Annotated in this window: 17 protein-coding genes; all 17 read left to right on the forward strand. The window is 64.2% G+C overall.

Translation table 11 applies throughout. From position 1 onward, the window contains the following. Positions 1–3 precede the first annotated feature (3 nt). The 17 genes from atpD (at position 4) to PVZ80_RS04635 (ending at position 18,067) form a co-directional block, all read left to right on the forward strand. The gene (atpD, locus tag PVZ80_RS04555; protein ID WP_009051697.1) at positions 4–1,380 is read left to right on the forward strand and encodes a F0F1 ATP synthase subunit beta; all 1,377 of its coding nucleotides are present in this window, start codon (positions 4–6) and stop codon (positions 1,378–1,380) included. A gap of 45 nt (positions 1,381–1,425) precedes the next feature. Then, entirely contained in the window at positions 1,426–1,851 is a 426-nt protein-coding gene (locus PVZ80_RS04560) for a F0F1 ATP synthase subunit epsilon (protein ID WP_009051696.1), read from the forward strand. 114 nt (positions 1,852–1,965) lie between these two features. After that, positions 1,966–3,333 carry a bifunctional UDP-N-acetylglucosamine diphosphorylase/glucosamine-1-phosphate N-acetyltransferase GlmU gene (gene glmU, locus PVZ80_RS04565; protein ID WP_273863464.1) on the forward strand — a complete coding sequence of 456 codons (1,368 nt, stop codon included), beginning with the start codon at positions 1,966–1,968 and terminating at the stop codon, positions 3,331–3,333. A gap of 228 nt (positions 3,334–3,561) precedes the next feature. Then, a complete protein-coding gene (locus PVZ80_RS04570; protein WP_007924514.1) occupies positions 3,562–4,329 on the forward strand; it encodes a DeoR/GlpR family DNA-binding transcription regulator in 768 nt (255 codons plus the stop codon). A 10-nt stretch (positions 4,330–4,339) separates the two neighbouring features. Then, entirely contained in the window at positions 4,340–6,172 is a 1,833-nt protein-coding gene (glmS, locus tag PVZ80_RS04575; protein WP_273828322.1) for a glutamine--fructose-6-phosphate transaminase (isomerizing), read from the forward strand. 670 nt (positions 6,173–6,842) lie between these two features. Further along, positions 6,843–7,922: a Gfo/Idh/MocA family protein gene (locus tag PVZ80_RS04580; protein WP_009051693.1), complete on the forward strand. Its 1,080-nt coding sequence runs from the start codon at positions 6,843–6,845 to the stop codon at positions 7,920–7,922. Then, a complete protein-coding gene (locus PVZ80_RS04585; protein WP_009051692.1) occupies positions 7,912–9,021 on the forward strand; it encodes a DegT/DnrJ/EryC1/StrS family aminotransferase in 1,110 nt (369 codons plus the stop codon). The genes PVZ80_RS04580 and PVZ80_RS04585 overlap by 11 nt, the downstream gene beginning before the upstream one ends. After that, positions 9,021–9,533, forward strand: coding sequence for an NUDIX hydrolase (locus tag PVZ80_RS04590; protein ID WP_226303174.1), 513 nt, complete (start codon positions 9,021–9,023; stop codon positions 9,531–9,533). Before PVZ80_RS04585 ends, PVZ80_RS04590 begins: the two co-directional genes overlap by 1 nt. Then, a complete protein-coding gene (locus PVZ80_RS04595; RefSeq protein ID WP_257371736.1) occupies positions 9,530–10,636 on the forward strand; it encodes a DegT/DnrJ/EryC1/StrS family aminotransferase in 1,107 nt (368 codons plus the stop codon). Before PVZ80_RS04590 ends, PVZ80_RS04595 begins: the two co-directional genes overlap by 4 nt. Then, positions 10,617–11,990 carry an NAD(P)/FAD-dependent oxidoreductase gene (locus PVZ80_RS04600; RefSeq protein WP_009051689.1) on the forward strand — a complete coding sequence of 458 codons (1,374 nt, stop codon included), beginning with the start codon at positions 10,617–10,619 and terminating at the stop codon, positions 11,988–11,990. The genes PVZ80_RS04595 and PVZ80_RS04600 overlap by 20 nt, the downstream gene beginning before the upstream one ends. Next, on the forward strand, positions 11,987–12,685 hold the full coding sequence (locus PVZ80_RS04605) for an HAD family hydrolase (RefSeq protein ID WP_273863465.1): 699 nt from the start codon (positions 11,987–11,989) through the stop codon (positions 12,683–12,685). The genes PVZ80_RS04600 and PVZ80_RS04605 overlap by 4 nt, the downstream gene beginning before the upstream one ends. Before the next feature lie 2 nt (positions 12,686–12,687). Then, positions 12,688–13,800 carry a fatty acid desaturase family protein gene (locus PVZ80_RS04610; protein ID WP_009051687.1) on the forward strand — a complete coding sequence of 371 codons (1,113 nt, stop codon included), beginning with the start codon at positions 12,688–12,690 and terminating at the stop codon, positions 13,798–13,800. Further along, on the forward strand, positions 13,797–14,708 hold the full coding sequence (gene mtnP, locus PVZ80_RS04615) for an S-methyl-5'-thioadenosine phosphorylase (RefSeq protein WP_028683596.1): 912 nt from the start codon (positions 13,797–13,799) through the stop codon (positions 14,706–14,708). The genes PVZ80_RS04610 and mtnP overlap by 4 nt, the downstream gene beginning before the upstream one ends. A gap of 4 nt (positions 14,709–14,712) precedes the next feature. Then, positions 14,713–15,321, forward strand: coding sequence for a GDP-mannose pyrophosphatase NudK (gene nudK, locus PVZ80_RS04620; protein WP_009051685.1), 609 nt, complete (start codon positions 14,713–14,715; stop codon positions 15,319–15,321). Then, complete coding sequence (locus PVZ80_RS04625; protein WP_028683597.1) at positions 15,314–16,219, forward strand: ABC transporter substrate-binding protein; 906 nt, start codon at positions 15,314–15,316, stop codon at positions 16,217–16,219. The genes nudK and PVZ80_RS04625 overlap by 8 nt, the downstream gene beginning before the upstream one ends. After that, the gene (locus PVZ80_RS04630) at positions 16,212–17,414 is read left to right on the forward strand and encodes an MFS transporter (protein WP_053267931.1); all 1,203 of its coding nucleotides are present in this window, start codon (positions 16,212–16,214) and stop codon (positions 17,412–17,414) included. The genes PVZ80_RS04625 and PVZ80_RS04630 overlap by 8 nt, the downstream gene beginning before the upstream one ends. Further along, positions 17,411–18,067, forward strand: a complete 657-nt coding sequence (locus tag PVZ80_RS04635) for an HAD family hydrolase (RefSeq protein WP_009051682.1) — start codon at positions 17,411–17,413, stop codon at positions 18,065–18,067. Before PVZ80_RS04630 ends, PVZ80_RS04635 begins: the two co-directional genes overlap by 4 nt. Positions 18,068–18,083: the final 16 nt, after the last annotated feature.

Genomic DNA, 18,083 nt, shown 5'->3' on the forward strand with positions numbered 1-18,083 from the left:
GCTATGAGTAGCGGACGTATCGTTCAAATCATCGGCGCCGTTATCGACGTGGAATTTCCACGCGACAGCGTACCGAGCATCTACGACGCCTTGAAGGTTCAAGGCGCCGAAACCACTCTGGAAGTTCAGCAGCAGCTGGGCGACGGCGTGGTACGTACCATTGCGATGGGCTCCACCGAGGGCTTGAAGCGCGGTCTGGACGTCAACAACACTGGCGCAGCCATCTCCGTACCGGTCGGTAAAGCGACCCTGGGCCGGATCATGGACGTACTGGGCAACCCGATCGACGAAGCTGGCCCGATCGGCGAAGAAGAGCGTTGGGGCATTCACCGTCCTGCGCCGACCTTCGCTGAACAAGCTGGCGGCAACGACCTGCTGGAAACCGGCATCAAGGTTATCGACCTGGTTTGCCCGTTCGCCAAGGGCGGTAAAGTCGGTCTGTTCGGTGGTGCCGGTGTGGGCAAAACCGTAAACATGATGGAACTGATCCGTAACATCGCCATCGAGCACAGCGGTTATTCCGTGTTCGCCGGTGTGGGTGAGCGTACTCGTGAGGGTAACGACTTCTACCACGAGATGAAGGATTCCAACGTTCTGGACAAAGTGGCACTGGTATACGGCCAGATGAACGAGCCGCCGGGAAACCGTCTGCGCGTAGCTCTGACCGGCCTGACCATGGCCGAGAAGTTCCGTGACGAAGGTAACGACGTTCTGCTGTTCGTCGACAACATCTATCGTTACACCCTGGCCGGTACCGAAGTATCCGCACTGCTGGGCCGTATGCCTTCGGCAGTAGGTTACCAGCCGACCCTGGCTGAAGAGATGGGCGTTCTGCAAGAACGTATCACTTCGACCAAGCAAGGCTCGATCACCTCGATCCAAGCGGTATACGTACCTGCGGACGACTTGACCGACCCGTCGCCAGCGACCACCTTCGCCCACTTGGACGCCACCGTCGTTCTGTCCCGTGACATCGCTTCCCTGGGTATCTACCCAGCGGTAGACCCACTGGACTCGACTTCCCGTCAGCTGGACCCGAACGTGATCGGCACCGAGCACTACGAAACCGCTCGTGGCGTTCAGTACGTGCTGCAGCGCTACAAAGAGCTGAAGGACATCATTGCGATCCTGGGTATGGACGAACTGTCCGAAGCCGACAAGCAACTGGTATCCCGCGCTCGTAAGATCCAGCGCTTCCTGTCGCAGCCGTTCTTCGTGGCTGAAGTCTTCACTGGTTCTCCAGGCAAATACGTTTCCCTGAAAGACACCATCGCTGGCTTCAAAGGCATCCTCAACGGTGACTACGACCATCTGCCAGAACAAGCGTTCTACATGGTTGGTGGCATCGAAGAAGCGATCGAGAAAGCCAAGAAACTGTAATCCCGGCGCCCGGCAACGGGCGCTAATTTAGGTTGAGGCAAGCAGATGGCTATGACAGTCCATTGCGATATCGTCAGCGCGGAAGGAGAAATCTTCTCCGGTCTGGTCGAGATGGTGATCGCACACGGTGAGCTGGGGGATCTTGGTATCGCCCTGGGTCACGCTCCGCTGATCACTAACCTGAAACCAGGTCCGATCCGCTTGATCAAACAGGGCGGGGAAACCGAGGTGTTCTACATCTCCGGTGGTTTCCTCGAGGTTCAGCCGAACATGGTCAAGGTTCTTGCCGACACCGTGCAGCGTGCTGCCGACCTGGACGAAGCCTCCGCTCAGGAAGCCGTCAAGGCTGCCGAGAAGGCCTTGCATGAAAAAGGCTCGGAGTTCGACTACGGTGCCGCTGCTGCACGTCTGGCCGAGGCCGCAGCCCAGCTGCGCACCGTCCAGCAGATCCGCAAGAAGTTCGGCGGCTAAGCCGCGGGATTTCCGCGTGATTGATTAAAAAGGGTAGCCTCGGCTACCCTTTTTTCTTTTTTGTAATTCACCTCTTGGTCGCAGCCGCCGACCACCCAGGATTGGTAGCCAGTCATGTCTCTCGAAATCGTTATCCTCGCTGCCGGTCAAGGCACTCGCATGCGTTCGTCGTTGCCCAAGGTTCTGCACCCGGTGGCGGGCGACTCGATGCTTGGTCATGTTATCCACAGCGCCCGGCAACTCGATCCACAACGCATCCATGTCGTCATCGGCCACGGTGCCGATGCGGTGCGCGAGCGCCTGGCGGCGGATGACCTGAATTTCGTGCTGCAGGACAAGCAGCTCGGCACCGGCCACGCTGTGGCCCAGGCCGTGCCTTTCATTACTGCTGACACCGTGCTGATCCTGTACGGCGATGTGCCGCTGATCGAGGTGGAAACCCTGCAACGCCTGCTCAAGCAGGCGGGCCCTGAGCAACTGGGCCTGCTCACTGTCGAGCTGGCCGATCCGACCGGTTACGGCCGCATCGTGCGTGACGCTGCCGGCAAGGTGGCCGCCATCGTCGAGCAGAAGGACACCAACGAAGCCCAGCGCGCGATCACCGAAGGCAACACCGGCATTCTCGCGGTACCGGCCAATCGCCTCGGTGACTGGATGAGCCGACTGTCGAACAACAACGCCCAGGGCGAGTATTACCTGACCGACGTGATCGCCATGGCGGTCAGCGACGGCCTGGCGGTGGCCACCGAGCAACCCCACGACGCCATGGAAGTGCAGGGCGCCAACGATCGCAAGCAGTTGGCCGAGCTGGAGCGTCATTACCAGCTGCGGGCGGCCCGTCGCCTGATGGCCCAGGGCGTGACCCTGCGCGATCCTGCGCGTTTCGATGTGCGTGGCGAAATCAGCGTCGGCCGCGACGTGCTGATCGACATCAACGTGATTCTCGAAGGTCGCGTGGTCATCGAGGACGACGTGGTGATCGGCCCGAACTGCGTGATCAAGGACAGCACCCTGCGCAAGGGCGTAGTGATCAAGGCCAACAGCCATATTGAAGGCGCTGTGCTGGGCGAGGGCAGCGATGCCGGTCCGTTCGCTCGCCTGCGTCCGGGTACCGTCCTTGATGCCCGTGCCCATGTGGGTAACTTTGTCGAGTTGAAGAACGCGCACATGGGCGAGGGCGCCAAGGCCGGTCACCTGGCCTACCTGGGCGATGCCGAGATCGGTGCGCGCAGCAATATCGGCGCCGGCACCATTACCTGCAACTACGATGGCGCCAACAAGCATCGGACGGTGCTGGGCGAAGACGTATTCATCGGTTCCAACAACTCGTTGGTGGCACCTGTGGATATCCAGGATGGCGCCACTACGGCGGCCGGTTCCACCATCAACCAGACTGTGGAAAAAGCCCAACTGGCCGTGGCCCGTGCCCGGCAGAGGAACATCGACGGCTGGAAACGCCCGGTGAAAATCAAGAAGAGCTGAGTTATCCACAGTCCGATGCAAGGTCGGTGCTGTTCAATCTACCTATCGTGAGCAAACTCGCGGCTACAGGATTGATACCCATCCTCCTGTAGCCCGCGAAGCGCCATCCCTGTGGATAATTCCTTCAGCTTGTTATCCACAGTATTTTTTCATTTCCCTCGCTTGACGAATTTCCGGCAATAGGTTTTGATTACTTCCGTTATCTTTCGAATCGAAACTTAAGTGCTCATGTCGAAACGCAACACACCCCAACGCCGTCACAACATTCTTGCCTTGCTCAATGAACAGGGCGAGGTGAGCGTGGACGAGCTGGCTAAACGCTTCGAAACTTCGGAAGTTACGATCCGTAAGGACCTGGCAGCGCTGGAGAGCAACGGCCTGTTGCTGCGGCGCTACGGCGGCGCAATCACCATGCCGCAGGAACTGGTTGGCGATATTGGCCAGCCGGTCTCCCGCTATAAACAAGCCATCGCCCGCGCGGCGGTGGCGCGGATTCGCGAACACGCACGCATCATCATCGACAGCGGCAGTACCACCGCGGCCATGATCCCCGAACTCGGCCAGCAGCCGGGCCTGGTGGTGATGACCAACTCGCTGCATGTGGCCAATGCCCTGAGCGAACTGGAGCACGAGCCGGTGCTGTTGATGACCGGCGGCACCTGGGACCCGCATTCCGAGTCGTTCCAGGGGCAGGTCGCCGAGCAGGTATTGCGTTCCTACGACTTCGACCAGCTGTTTATCGGTGCCGATGGCATCGATCTGGTGCGCGGGACCACCACCTTCAACGAGTTGCTCGGCCTGAGCCGGGTGATGGCCGAGGTGGCGCGGGAAGTCGTGGTGATGGTCGAGGCCGACAAGATCGGCCGCAAGATTCCCAACCTGGAGCTGCCCTGGAGCAGCGTCCATACCCTTATTACCGATGATCGCCTGCCTGCAGAGGCCCGCGACCAGATTCAGGCCCGCGGCATCACGCTGATTTGCGCGGCAGTCATCTAGGAGAGAAACCATGTGTGGAATTGTCGGTGCCGTTGCTGAACGGAATATCACGCCCATCCTGCTCGAAGGCCTCAAGCGCCTCGAATACCGTGGCTATGACAGCGCCGGGGTGGCGGTCCTGACCAACGATGGCAAGCTTGAGCGCCTGCGTCGTCCGGGCAAGGTCAGCGAACTGGAACAGGCCCTGGCCAGCGAACCATTAATCGGTCGTCTGGGCATCGCCCACACCCGCTGGGCCACTCACGGCGCGCCGTGCGAACGCAACGCCCACCCGCATTTCTCCGGTGACCTGGCAGTTGTCCATAACGGCATCATCGAGAACCATGAAGCCCTGCGCGAGCAGCTCAAAGGCCTGGGTTACGTGTTCACTTCGGACACCGACACCGAAGTCATCGCTCACCTGCTGGACCACAAGATCAAGGACCTGGGCGACCTGACCGTGGCCCTGAAAGCCACCGTCAAGGAGCTGCATGGCGCCTATGGCCTGGCTGTGATCAGCGCCAGCCAGCCGGACCGCCTGGTCGCCGCCCGCAGTGGCAGCCCACTGGTGATCGGCCTGGGCCTGGGTGAGAACTTCCTGGCTTCCGACCAACTGGCCCTGCGCCAGGTAACCGACCGCTTCATGTACCTGGAAGAGGGCGATATCGCCGAGATTCGCCGCGACAGCGTGCAGATCTGGGATGTCGACGGCAAAGCGGTCGAGCGCGAAGCCGTGCAATACCGCGATGGTGCCGAAGCCGCCGAGAAAGGCGAATTCCGCCACTTCATGCTCAAGGAAATCCACGAGCAGCCAGCCGTGGTGCAACGCACTCTCGAAGGCCGCCTGAGCCCGAACCAGGTGCTGGTCCAGGCCTTCGGTCCACAGGCCGCCGAGTTGTTCGCCAAAGTGCGCAATGTGCAGATCGTCGCCTGCGGTACCAGCTACCACGCCGGCATGGTTGCCCGTTACTGGCTGGAAGAGCTGGCCGGGATTCCGTGCCAGGTCGAAGTGGCCAGCGAATTCCGCTACCGCAAGGTAGTGGTGCAGCCGGACACCCTGTTCGTGACCATCTCCCAGTCCGGCGAAACTGCCGACACCCTGGCCGCCCTGCGTAATGCCAAGGAGCTGGGTTTCCTCGCCAGCCTGGCGATCTGCAACGTCGGCATCAGCTCGCTGGTGCGTGAATCCGACCTGACCCTGCTGACCCAGGCCGGTCGCGAGATCGGCGTGGCCTCCACCAAAGCCTTCACCACCCAGCTGGTGGGCCTGCTGTTGCTGACCCTGTCCCTGGGCCAGGTCCGCGGCACCCTGGGCGAAGGCGTCGAAGCCACCCTGGTGGAAGAACTGCGGCGCTTGCCGACCCGCCTGGGCGAAGCCCTGGCGATGGACAGCACGGTGGAAAAAATCGCCGAACTGTTCGCCGAGAAGCACCACACCCTGTTCCTCGGTCGTGGCGCGCAATTCCCGGTGGCGATGGAAGGGGCACTCAAGCTCAAGGAAATCTCCTACATCCACGCCGAAGCCTACCCGGCCGGCGAGCTCAAGCACGGTCCGTTGGCCCTTGTGGATAACGACATGCCGGTGGTCACCGTGGCGCCGAACAACGAGCTGCTGGAAAAGCTCAAGTCCAACCTGCAGGAAGTCCGCGCCCGTGGCGGCGAGCTGATCGTCTTTGCCGACGAGCAGGCCGGCATGACCAACGGCGAGGGCACGCATGTTATCCACATGCCGCATATCCACGACATCCTGTCGCCGATCCTCTACACCATCCCGCTGCAACTGCTGTCGTATTACGTCGCGGTGCTCAAGGGCACTGACGTCGACCAGCCGCGCAACCTGGCCAAGTCGGTGACGGTGGAGTGAGTTATCCACAACCGGGCTGATTTTTTCGACCCGGTCGGCGCTTTGACAACGGGCCTATATGGCCCGTTGCCTTATGTCCGGATTGTTCAAAACAATATGATGAAACGATATAGCAACTGATTTGCGCTCCTAAAAAGGCTGATCTATACCTCCAAGCCACACATTGATGAGGTGTGTGGCAAGCAAGGGCTCACGGAACCGGAGCTCCTGCATAACAAGGATAAAACAGCGCTTCAAGGATGATTCAGCCATGCATGCGTATCGGCATTTCGGTCGTTGTTCCGTTTTTCAACGAAGCCACAATTCTTCGATCCAGGTTTTCGGCCAGGTAGCTCATTGCCACCAGCGCTCGATTCGACCTGATTCCCCTCCTACCTATCGCCTTCGCGGCGCTATCCCTTCTGCCCATCGCGCCTCTATGGCTCCTCGGTCTCAACCGGGTGTCGGCGTGTGGCGTGAAACATCCGAGTGTTCCACCCGGGTGACCCTGGGCAACAGCCCGAACGGACTCTGTAAAGGTGATCCGTTGTTCTGAGGCAATCCTGCCTCGATTGAAGCGAATGTCGGACCGGATCGGCTCACCCCGCAGGTGACCCGAGGCGGATCCCGTGTAGTCGTTCGTCCAACCTTTTCATGACGCAGTACCCACTTTTCCAGGATGGAGATGGTTATGACTGTACTCAGAGTTGGCATCGTCGGCCTCGGCGCGCAGATGCAAGAAAACCTGCTGCCTACGCTTCTGCAAATGCCGGATATTCGCATCGTCGCCGTGTGCGACAGCGACTTGAACCGCGCCGGACAGATTCACCGTTTCATCTCCGAGGTCGCAATCACCGACGACTTCGACGAGATGCTCGATACCGCTGCGCTGGATGCGGTGGTCATGGCTTGTCCGCCCCAGGCGCACCGCGACCTGGCGATCAAGGCAATGGCCAAGGGCGTGCATGTCTTTGTCGAGAAGCCGCCGTGCTTCACCCTCGCCGAGCTCGAATACCTGATCGGCGCGGCTCGCCAGGCCCAGGTGGTCACCGGTGTGGGGATGAACTTCAAATATGCCAAGCCGATGCGCCAGCTGCGCGATATGACGCGCACCGAGCAGTTCGGCAAGGTCGTGCACATCCAGCTCAACCACTATGCGAGCAAACCCACCGCGCCGCTGTGGGGGCTGGATTCCACCCTGCGTTCGTTCCTGCTGGCCCAGGCGATTCACACCATCGACCTTGGCGTGACCTTCGGCGGTGGCGAATTGCGCGATATCGAATCCCGGGTGCAGCGCCACGAGGACTCGTTGCTGGTGAGCCTGGAGCTCGGCTTCAGCTCCGGCGCGACGGTCAGCCTGCTGAGCGGGACCATGTTCCCGTACTTCGAATTCGACATGAAGATCGTCAGCTCCAATTCGATGATGGTCGAGCTCAACAACCTGTGGAACATCACCCTGCACGAGCCGGTGCATGGCACCGGGGCAACCGGCACCGCCAAGCGCTGGCGCGGCGCGTGGCAGCCAGGGCCGCTGGATTCGGGTTATGAGCGCAGCGGTTATTTCGGCGAACTGGAGAAGTTCTTCGACGCGGTGCGCAACCGTTCGCCTTACGAGGCCAGCTTCGAAAGCCTGCTGCCGACCTTCCGTGTGATCGAGCAGATCTGTCATGCCGACAGCGCCCGCGCCGATGTCGCCCCCGTGCTTGCCCTCCACTCCACCCATGCCGCCAAGTCCCCAGCCTTTCTCGGAGCCCAGACCAATGTCCTCTAATCTCTCCAGCGCTGCCCGCATTTCCGTTTCCGACAAGTACCGTCCGGTGTACGCCGACGATCTGCTGACCCTGCAGAACACCCTGGAACGGCCGCTATCCGGCACCAGCGATGTGGTGGGCGAATACGAGGCCAAGCTGGCGGCCTGGTTCGAGGCGCGGCATGCGATCGCGGTCTCCTCGGGTGGCGCGGCCCTGAGCGTGGCGATCTACGCCGCCGGCGTCGGTCCCGGCGACGATGTGCTGCTGACGCCGAGCTGCCCGCTGTGCACCATCTATCCGATCATGGCCGCGGGTGCCAACCCGATCTTCGTCGACACCCGCCGTCACGGTTTCGGCGCCGACCCGGAGTCGATCAAGGCCCGCATCACCCCGCGCACCCGGGCGATCATCGATATTCCGATGTGGGGCTACCCCACCGAAGTCGATGAGCTGCAAGGCCTGACCCGCGAGCTGGGGATCAAGCTGATCCTCGACCTGGCGCATTCCCATGGCAGCACCCTCAACGGCCGGCCACTGTCGGCCTATGGCGACCTGTCGTGCTTCAGCACCCACGAACGCAAGCCGCTGGCCACCGGCGAGGGCGGTTTCATCCTCACCGACGACGACCAACTGGCCCAGCGCTGCCGCGACTACAGCCGTTTCGGCAACCTCAACGGCAAGGACTTCGGCCTCAACTACAAGCTGGCCGCGCTGCCTGCCGCGCTGGGCGCCAACCGCCTGGATTCGCTGGCCGCGCAGATCGAGCAACGACGCGCCAATGCCAGCTACTTCCTGCAGCAGCTCGACCATAGCAAGGTGCGGGAAAAGGTCATCATCGAGGGCGGGCGGACCAACTACTACTTCCTCAACCTGGAGCTGCATTTCGCCGACAACCGGGCCTTCATCGATTACCTGGACGAGGCGGGCATCCCGTCGGACATCAAGCGCTACGGCTGCAAGGCACTCTACGAGTTCCCGGCGCTGGCCCAGTACCGCAACGACTGTCCAAACGCCGAGGCGCTTCTGGCCAGCATGACCACCATCCCGGTCCATCCGGACATCACCCGCGCCGAACTGGACTACATGGCCGAACGGATCAACCAGTACGGTGCGCCATGATGACGGACGTCCCCGATCGTTCGACCCTGGACCGGCATTTCACGGCCTCGGCGTTCGTGTTGAATCCGGACCGCAAGATGCTCCTGCTGCACCATCGCAAGCTGGGGGTCTGGCTGTACCCGGGCGGCCATATAGAGCAGGGGGAAACCCCTGATGTGGCAGTGCTGCGCGAGATCTACGAGGAAACCGGGATTCACGCCGCCCTGCTGGGCGAGCGTGACCTGGAACTGGCCGATGCCGAGACCGATGTCACGGTGTTGCACCAGCCTTACCGGATCCTCTGCGAGTTCATCGATGACAAGCGCGGGCCGCATTACCACCTGGACCTGATCTACCTTACCGCCACCGACCTGCGGGCTTGCCCGCCGGAGCGCGAGGTGGAAAACGCGCGCTTCTTCAGCCGGCAGGAAACTGCCGAGCTGAAGATGTTCCCCAACTTCCGGCGCATGGTGGACCGGGTGTTCGCCGATGCCGAGGTGTGGGACATGGTCGGCAGGAAGGTGGCGCCATGAACCAGGCCATCTCCCGACCCTCCCGGGTCATCGCGGACAAGTGCGGCCACGATACCGCCGACGATGTGCCCGAGCTGCAACGCGCCCTGGCGACAGGGCTGACCGGCACCTCGCAGATCGTCGAGGACTATGAGACCGCGCTCGCCGTGCTGTACGGCGTGCGCCACGTGATCGCCGTGTCGTCGGGGGCCGCTTCGGTCACCGCGGCCCTGGCCGGCGTGCGCTTCCAGCCGGGGGACGAAGTGATAGTCGCGCCCACGTGCCCGATCTGCACCGTCCTGCCGATCCTGTCCCTGGGCCTGGTCCCGGTGTTCTGCGATGTGGCGCCGGACAACTTCGGGCTCGACCCGGATGACCTGCAACGCTGCATCGGCCCGCGGACATGCGCGGTGATCGAGGTGCCGATGTGGGGCTATCCGATTGCCTCGCACACCACCTGGGCCACCGCGCGCCAGGCCGGCATCCCGCTGATCCAGGACCTGGCCCATGCGCACCTGACACGCCTGAACGGCAGCTGGTTGGCGCAGCATGGCGACATCAGCTGCTTCAGCACCCATGACTGCAAGTTCATGTCCACCGGTGAGGGCGGCTTTGTCATGACCGATGACGACGAGCGCGCCAGCCGTATCCGGGCCTACACCCGCTTCGGCAACCTCACCGGCGAAACCCTGGGCATCAACCTCAAGCTCGGTGGCCTGCAGGCCGCCCTCGGGCTGGCGCGTTCGCGGCAGCTGGAAAGCCGTCTGCACCAGCGCCAGGACAACCGCCGGCGGCTGCTGGAGCAACTGGACAACCCGGCGCTGCGCGAGCTGCCGCTGACCCCCGGTGGAGAGGCCAACGCCTATGCCTTGCTGTTGCAGGCGGTGGGGCACGACGGGCGTGAACTGGTGCATTACCAGCAGCGTCATGGCATCCCTTCGGACATCGGCAAGTACGACAACCAGCCGCTGTACCAGTTGCCGCTGCTGGCGCAGTACCGCCGCGATTGCCCCAACGCCGCCCGGTTGCTGCGTTCGCTGACTACGGTGCCGCTGCACCCGGGCCTGGCGGACGACGACCTGGCCTACATTGCAAAGGTGCTCAATGACTACTCCCCAGCCTGATACCGCCGCGGGCGGTCGCCATGCCGTGGTCATCGGCGGCAGCGTGACGGGCTGCCTGACGGCCGCGGTCCTGGCCCGGCGTTTCCAGCGGGTCACGGTGATCGAGAAGAGCGATTTCTTCGACGAGACCGGGCCGCGCCAGAGCCTGCCCCAGGAGCATCACGTCCACCTGTTGTTGCTGCGCGGCAAGCAGATCATCGAAGGCATCTTCCCCGGCACCCTGAGCGCCCTGGAGCAGGGGGGCGCGCAAGTGGCCGACCTGGGCCATGACGTGAAGTGGTACCAGGGCGGGCGTTGGAAGAACCGCTACCGCAGTGGCATCTATGCCCATTACTGCAGCCGGCGGCTGATCGACAACCAGCTGCGCCGGGCCTTGCTCGGCGTGCTGAACGTCGAGGTGCTGTCCAGCACCCGGGTCACACGAATCGAGTTCACCGGGGCCGATCCGTCCCGGCGGGTCGAGGCGGTGACCGTCGACGATGGGCATGGCGAGCGGACGCTGCGCTGCGACCTGCTGGTGGACGCCAGCGGGCGTGGCACGCGCTTGCCGACGTGGCTGAAAGAGGCCGGCTTCGGCGAGGTCGAGACCAGCGTGGTCAAGACCGAGCTGGGTTATGCGTCGCGCATCTACCGGCGCCTGCCGGCCTATGCCGAGCAGTGGCAAGTGCTGCTGGTGCTGCCCAAGGCGCCGTTGCAGCGTTCCATGGGGGTGATCAGCCCGATCGAAGGCGACCGCTGGATGGTCACCACCGGCGGCTGGTTCGGCCACTTTCCCGGCAACGACCCGCAGGAGTTCCTGCAGGCGCTGGCGGCGCTTCCGGTGCCGGACATCCATGAGGTGATTCGCGACGCCGAACCGCTGTCGCCGGTCCATACCTTCAAGATGCCCGGCAGTCGCCGCACCCACTTCGACCGGGTCGAGCACTGGCCCGCCGGGCTGCTGGTGGTCGGCGACGCCCTGAGCAGCATGAACCCGCTGTACAGCCAGGGCATGACCATCGGCGCGCTGGAGGCCGATTGCATCGACCGCCACATCGACGAGGTATTGCTGCAGGGAGGCCAGGGCTTTCGCCAGTTGCAGGGCCGCCTGTGCGGGGTGGTCGATGGCGCCTGGAGCATGGCCACCACCGAAGACTTCCGCTTTCCCGAAACCGTCGGCCAGCGCAGTTGGCGCACCCGTTTCCATCATTGGTACGGCGCCGGCCTGGGCCAGGTCTCGGCGAACAATCGGCGGGCCCTGGAAACCCAGATTGGCGTGACCAACCTGGTGATGGAGCCCAGCAAGCTATACACACCGGCGATCGCCTCGCGCATCGCCCTCAACGCCCTTCTTGCGGAGAAAACCCGACCATGATCGATGATCGACTGCACTTCTCGGGGATCGAACACCTGGTATTCGACTGGAACGGCACCCTGATCGACGACATCGCCCTGGCGGTCAGCGCGGTCAATCGCTGTGGCGAGCGCTATGCGGTGCCGCCCATCGATGCCGTTCGTTACCGTGCGCTGTTCGACTTTCCGATTGCCGATTTCTACGCCTCCCTGGGGTTCGATCTGCAGCGCACGCCCTTCGCGCAAATCGTCGAACACTACCTGGAGCACTTCGATACGAATGTCGCGCAGTGCCCGCTGCACGATGGGGTGTTCGAGGTATTGGAGGCGGCGCGCAATGCCGGCATCGGCGTCTCCATCGTGTCCGCCTCGCATTGCGACGTGCTGCTCCAGACCCTGGAGGCCAAGGGCCTGCGCGGGCATTTCGAGCATGTCGTGGGGCTGAGCCACAACCAGGCCACCAGCAAGACCGCCGAGGCCCTGATGCTCCAGGAGAAGCTCGGCACGCCGGCCGGGTGCACCCTGTTCATCGGCGACACCCTGCACGACTACGACGTGGCGCGGGCCGTCGGCTGGAAGCCGCTGCTGGTCAGCACCGGCCATCAGGACATCGACCGCCTGCGGCAGGCCGACGCCCCGGTCTTCGGCGGGCTGGGCGAATTGCTGGGCCATTACGCCAGCGCCGAGCGGCGCGCCGTCGTTCGCGAGGGGGCCTGATCATGGACACTGCGCACATTGTCCTGCTTGGCCTGATCGCTGTTTCGCTGCTGTTGCGCGGGCTGGTGGCGTTCTATTACCGGGATGCGCAGCGGGTGCTGCGCCTGCTCAAGCTGATACCGCGCCTGGAAGGGCGGCGGGAGCAGTACTACCGTCCGCTGGATACCTGGTTCGCGCCGCTGCCCTTTGTCTGGACGTGGCTGGACATAGTCGCCGCGGTGCAGGCGGCGTCGATCTACTCGTCGCCGCTGGCCTGGCTGGCCGTGCTGTTGTGGAGCGGCGGGCGCATGCGCGCGTTGCAGGAGTTCGGGCACAACGCGGTGCACTTCGCCCTGTGTCGCCACCATGGCTGGCAGTGGTGGCTGAGCAACCTGTTCTACCAGTTCCCGATGTTCAAGCGCGACATGCGCAGCCGGCACCAGACCCATACCCTGGAGCACCATCGCCACCCCAACCATCCCGAACTTGATCCCAACCGCGCCCGGGTGCAGGCCGGCGGCTACGTTGCCGGCCTGTCGCCCAGCGGTTTCTATGGCCTGTTGCTGTACCCGCTGACCCCTCGCGGGGCCTGGGTGAATCTCACCACCCTGGTGCGCAGCAGCCTGCTCAACCACTCCCGCCTGACCACCCTGGCGCGCTGCCTGAGTGTGGCGGCGGTGGCGGCGTTGCTGTACGCCTTCGGCGGCTGGAAAGGCGTGTTGTTCGGCTGGTTGCTGCCGTTGCTGACGTCCTATCCGGTGTTTGCCTGGATCTCGCTGCTGACCGAGCACCGCTGGTTCATCGAAGGCAGCGCGCGCAACCGCCGCGAGCTGGAATACCTGGCGGGACGACCCACCGATTACTTCGGGGTATCCGGCTGGCTGGTGCGGGTGTTCATCGCCCCGACGTCCGACGCCTATCACCTGGCGCATTCCCTGTACCCCGGCGTGCGCTGGAACTACCTGCCGGCGATCGACCGGCACCTGAAAATCCACGAACCGCGCTACAGCACCAACGCCAGCGAAGGGTTGCTGTTGCCCCGCGGCAATGCGCCCACGGCCCTGTCCGAACTCTATGAACGCCTGGTGTGCAGCGAACACGAACCGTCCCCCCTGAAGTCGAGAGGTAGCCTGTGACCCATTCCACTCCAACCCCGCACGTTCAACGTATCGGCATCATCGGCGGCAGCGGCCTGCAACAGCTGCCGGGCCTGCAGGACATTCAGCAGGTGGAGTGCACGACCGCCTTCGGCACGCCGTCCTCGCCGCTCACCCTGGGCACGCTCAATGGCGTGCCCGTGGCCTTTGTCCAACGGCATGGCGTGGGCCATGTGATTCCGCCGGCCTCGATCAATGCCCGCGCCAACATCGCCGCGCTGCGCAGCGTCGGTTGCACGCAACTGCTGTCGGTCAGCGCGGTAGGCAGCCTGACCCACGATGCGCCTCCAGGCAGCTTTGTGCTGATCGACCAATACATCGACCGCACCATCCAGCGTGACAAAACCTTTTTCGGCCCCGGGCTGGTCGGCCATGTGCCCTTCGGCGAGCCGGTCTGCGCGCGCATGCGCGGCGTGCTCGCCGAGAGTGCCGAGGCCAGCGATATCCAGGCACGCAACGGCGGCACTTACGTGGTCATGGAAGGCCCGCAGTTCTCGACCCGCGCCGAGTCTCACCTGTACCGCCAGTGGGGCGGCACGGTGATCGGCATGACCGCGATGCCCGAAGCCAAGCTGGCCCGCGAGGCCGAGCTTTGCTACGCGATGATCGCCATTCCGACCGATTTCGACTGTTGGCACGAATCCCACGAGCCGGTGAACGCTACGCTGGTGGCGCAACGCATGGCGGAGACCTTCAACCTGACCCGACGCCTGGTGACCGAAGCCGTGACCCGTTTGGGCCGGCACGCCGGGGCCTGCCCCTGCGGTTGCGACCGCGCCCTGGACACCGCGGTGATGACCGCTCCCGAGCACCGCGACCCGCGCATGGTCGAGCGCCTGTTGAGCGTTGCGCCCAATGCCACTCATTTGTCCGCGAACAAGGAATGAATCGATGAACCAGGCCATCCCCACCAAGGACCGTGTGCGGATCCATCAGGTCGAAGTGCTTTCGGACAACTGGTACGTGTTGCGCAAGACCACCTACGACTTCCAGGGCCGCGACGGCGTCTGGCGCACCCTGGACCGGGAAACCTACGACCGCGGCAATGGCGCCACCATCCTGCTGTACAGCCGGGCCAAGCAGACGGTGGTGCTGACCCGGCAGTTTCGCTTCCCGGCCTTCGTCAACGAACACGACGGCATGCTGATCGAAACCTGCGCCGGGCTGCTGGACAAGGACGATGCCCGTACCTGCATCCACAAGGAGACGGAGGAGGAAACCGGCTACCGCATCCGTGAGGTGCGCAAGGTGTTCGAGGCCTTCATGAGCCCGGGGTCGGTCACCGAGCGCCTGCACTTTTTCGTCGGCGAATATTTCGACGAAGACAAGCAGAGCGAGGGCGGTGGCCTGGAACACGAGGGCGAAGAGATCGAAGTGCTGGAGCTGCCGATCGACCGTGCCCTGGCCATGATCGACAGCGGCGAGATCTGCGACGGCAAGACCATCATGCTGCTGCAGTACGCCAAGCTGCACCGTTTGCTGGAGGCCGCCGATGACTGAGCTCAACGCCATCAGCTCGATGGAGCATGCCGAGCTGGCCGAATTCATCGCCGGCATCAGCCAGCACATCGGCATGCCGGTGCGCCTGACCCGTTGCTCCACCTCGGAGCTGATCGAACGCCTGCACAGCGGCAGCGCCGGGGCCTGGGACCTGTTGCTGGGCACGGCGGCCACCGCCTTGCTCGACCCCGCCCTGGCCTGGCAATTGATGCCACTGACGGACATCGAATTCGCCGGCCTGCCGGAGGCGGCGGTGGCCACGGATCGCCGCTGGTTCGCGGCATCGGGTTTCGTCCCGGCCTTCTGTTATGACCCCAAGGTCCTCGCCCGCGAGGGCCTGGCGGTGCCGACCCGTTGGCAGAACCTGACCGCTCCCGAGTGGTCCGGGCGGCTGGCCTTGCCCGACCCCGGGCGCTCCGGCGCCGGCTACCTGCACCTTGGCGCGCTGCTCGAACATTACGGCGAGCAGGCCTGGGCGCTGCTGGCCCAGGTGGCCAGGCAAGCCCCTTCGATCAGCGGTTCCTCCACGGCGCCGATCGAGGCGGTCGTGCAGGGGCAGGCCTGGCTGGGGGTAACGGTGTCGACCGCGGCCACTCGCGCCGCCGAACAGCACCCGCACCTGCGCTGGTGCGTGCCGGAAGATGCGCGCTGTTATGAGGACGAGGTGTTCGCCTGTCGGGCCGGCTCGCCCAACGCCGCCCATGCGCAGCAGGCGTTGCAGTGGATGCTCACGCCTGCCGCGGCGGCGATCAGCCAGCGTTATGGCAAGGTGGTGCCGGGCCAGGCCCATCCGACCGGAGCGCTGCAACCGCTGCCGGCCGTGCAGGCCAGTCGGGACAAGGCCGCGCGCTGCCGGCAATGGCAGGCGCTGTTCTCCCGGGAGACGGCTCATGGCTGAAGCCGCGCGGGATTCCAGTCAGGCGCTCGGCCGCCAGGAGCAGGTCCGTGAAGCGCGCCCGTGGTTCGTTTACCTGCTGTTCGGGTTGTTCGGCGCCCAGCAAGGGTTGCTCGGGCCGATCATGCCGTTCCTGCGCGAAACCCTGGCGCTCGACCTCGGTTGGGCCGGCCTGCATTTCGCCGCCTATGCCGCCGGCCTGGCGCTGGTCGGCTGGCCCTATCGCTGGCTGGAGCGACGGGCGCGGTCGACGAGCATGAGCACCATCGCCTGCCTCTCGGTGGTGATCGCCAGCAGCCTGTTCGCGCTGGCCGGGCACTGGTCGCTGACCTTGCTCGCCGCCGGGGCGATGGGCCTGTCGGGTGGGTTTGTGCTGGCGGTGGGGCAGGCGGCCCTGGGCGAGCGTTATCGCGAGCAGGCCGCGCCGAGGCTGGTGGAGGCGCACATAGTCGCCGGGCTGTGCGTGCTCGGCGGCGCCTTGCTGGTGGGGAGCATGACCGGCCTGGGGCTGTCCTGGCGCCTGGTGCCGGGCAGCATCGCCGCCATCGCGCTGCTGGTGACCGTGCTCTCGCTGAGTACCTGGAACGCCCCGGCGATACTCGCCGCCGCCCATCAAGCCAGCGAGAGCGGGCAGAGCCTCATGACCCGGCGGGTTCAGCTGAGCCTGTGGGCCTTGGTGCTGCTGGGGATCTCCGCGGAATGGGGCGTCGGTTTCTGGGGCGCGGAATACCTGGCCGTGCACGTCCAGGTCAGCGCCTCGGCCGCGGCCACGCTGATGAGCCTGTATTTTGCCGGCACGGTGTGCGGGCGCCTGGCCAGCCGTTATGCGTTGAGCCGCATCAGCCCGTTGCCGCTGCTGGTCGGCGTGATGCTCGGGGCCATCGCCACCCTGGTGCTGCTGTACTTCAGCCAGACCCAACTGCTCACTGCCTTGTTGATCTTTGTCCTGGGTGCCTGCCTGGGCAATTTCTTCCCGTTGATCCTCGGTTCGGCGATGCGTGTCGCGCCCCGGGCCAGTTCGGCCATCAGCGCCCAGGCCTCCCAGGCGGTGGGCGTGGCGCTGTTGCTGGCGCCGTTCCTGCTCGGCTTGCTGTCCGCGCGGATCGGTGTCGAAGCGGCTTTCAGCCTGTTGATCGTTTATCCCTTTCTCATGCTGCCGATCGCGCGCGGTCTGCATTTTCCCGGAGCACGCCCTTGAAGCTTTCTGCCCTGCTGTTCGATCTCGACGGCACCCTCATCGACACCGATGACCTGCACCTCAACGCCTACAACCAGTTGCTGGCGCGCTGGGGCAAGTCCATGAGCCTGGATTACTACAAGGCCCATGTGATGGGCTTTCCCGACGACATGATTTTCTCCGGCCTGTTTCCCAATGCTCCGGCAGCGCAGTACCCGGAGCTGGCGGCGCAGAAGGAGGCCATGTTCCGCGCCCAACTGCGCGAGACCACGCCGGTGCCTGGCGTATTGCGCACCCTGGATTATGCCCAGGCGGCCGGCATCCCCATGGCGGTGGTGACCAACGCACCCCGGGAAAACGCCGAAGCCATGCTCCAGGGCCTGGGGATTGCCGAGCGTTTCGATGCGCTGGTGATCGGCGGTGAGCTGGCGCGCGGCAAGCCCGACCCGCTGCCTTACCTGACCGCCCTGCAACTGCTGGAGGTGAGCGCCGATCAGGCGCTGGCCTTCGAGGACTCGCTGGCCGGTGTGCGCTCCGCGGCGGCGGCGGGCATCCACACCTTCGGCATGCTGTCGGGGCTCGAGGAAACTCAGCTTCGCGAGGCGGGTGCGCGGAGTATCATCCGGGACTTCAACGATGAGGCCTTGTGGCAGCGACTCCAGGTCCCTGCCTGAGCCCGGGCGGTCCATG

The sequence above is a fragment of the Pseudomonas sp. B3G-3 genome, assembly GCF_028640915.1.
GTDB lineage: Bacteria > Pseudomonadota > Gammaproteobacteria > Pseudomonadales > Pseudomonadaceae > Aquipseudomonas > Aquipseudomonas chlororaphis_I.

Coding starts and splice junctions, on each gene's coding strand:
- atpD (WP_009051697.1), top strand. CDS start 4: ATGAGTAGCGGACGTATCGTTCAAATCATCGGCGCCGTTATCGACGTG.
- PVZ80_RS04560 (WP_009051696.1), top strand. CDS start 1,426: ATGGCTATGACAGTCCATTGCGATATCGTCAGCGCGGAAGGAGAAATC.
- glmU (WP_273863464.1), top strand. CDS start 1,966: ATGTCTCTCGAAATCGTTATCCTCGCTGCCGGTCAAGGCACTCGCATG.
- PVZ80_RS04570 (WP_007924514.1), top strand. CDS start 3,562: ATGTCGAAACGCAACACACCCCAACGCCGTCACAACATTCTTGCCTTG.
- glmS (WP_273828322.1), top strand. CDS start 4,340: ATGTGTGGAATTGTCGGTGCCGTTGCTGAACGGAATATCACGCCCATC.
- PVZ80_RS04580 (WP_009051693.1), top strand. CDS start 6,843: ATGACTGTACTCAGAGTTGGCATCGTCGGCCTCGGCGCGCAGATGCAA.
- PVZ80_RS04585 (WP_009051692.1), top strand. CDS start 7,912: ATGTCCTCTAATCTCTCCAGCGCTGCCCGCATTTCCGTTTCCGACAAG.
- PVZ80_RS04590 (WP_226303174.1), top strand. CDS start 9,021: ATGACGGACGTCCCCGATCGTTCGACCCTGGACCGGCATTTCACGGCC.
- PVZ80_RS04595 (WP_257371736.1), top strand. CDS start 9,530: ATGAACCAGGCCATCTCCCGACCCTCCCGGGTCATCGCGGACAAGTGC.
- PVZ80_RS04600 (WP_009051689.1), top strand. CDS start 10,617: ATGACTACTCCCCAGCCTGATACCGCCGCGGGCGGTCGCCATGCCGTG.
- PVZ80_RS04605 (WP_273863465.1), top strand. CDS start 11,987: ATGATCGATGATCGACTGCACTTCTCGGGGATCGAACACCTGGTATTC.
- PVZ80_RS04610 (WP_009051687.1), top strand. CDS start 12,688: ATGGACACTGCGCACATTGTCCTGCTTGGCCTGATCGCTGTTTCGCTG.
- nudK (WP_009051685.1), top strand. CDS start 14,713: ATGAACCAGGCCATCCCCACCAAGGACCGTGTGCGGATCCATCAGGTC.
- PVZ80_RS04625 (WP_028683597.1), top strand. CDS start 15,314: ATGACTGAGCTCAACGCCATCAGCTCGATGGAGCATGCCGAGCTGGCC.
- PVZ80_RS04630 (WP_053267931.1), top strand. CDS start 16,212: ATGGCTGAAGCCGCGCGGGATTCCAGTCAGGCGCTCGGCCGCCAGGAG.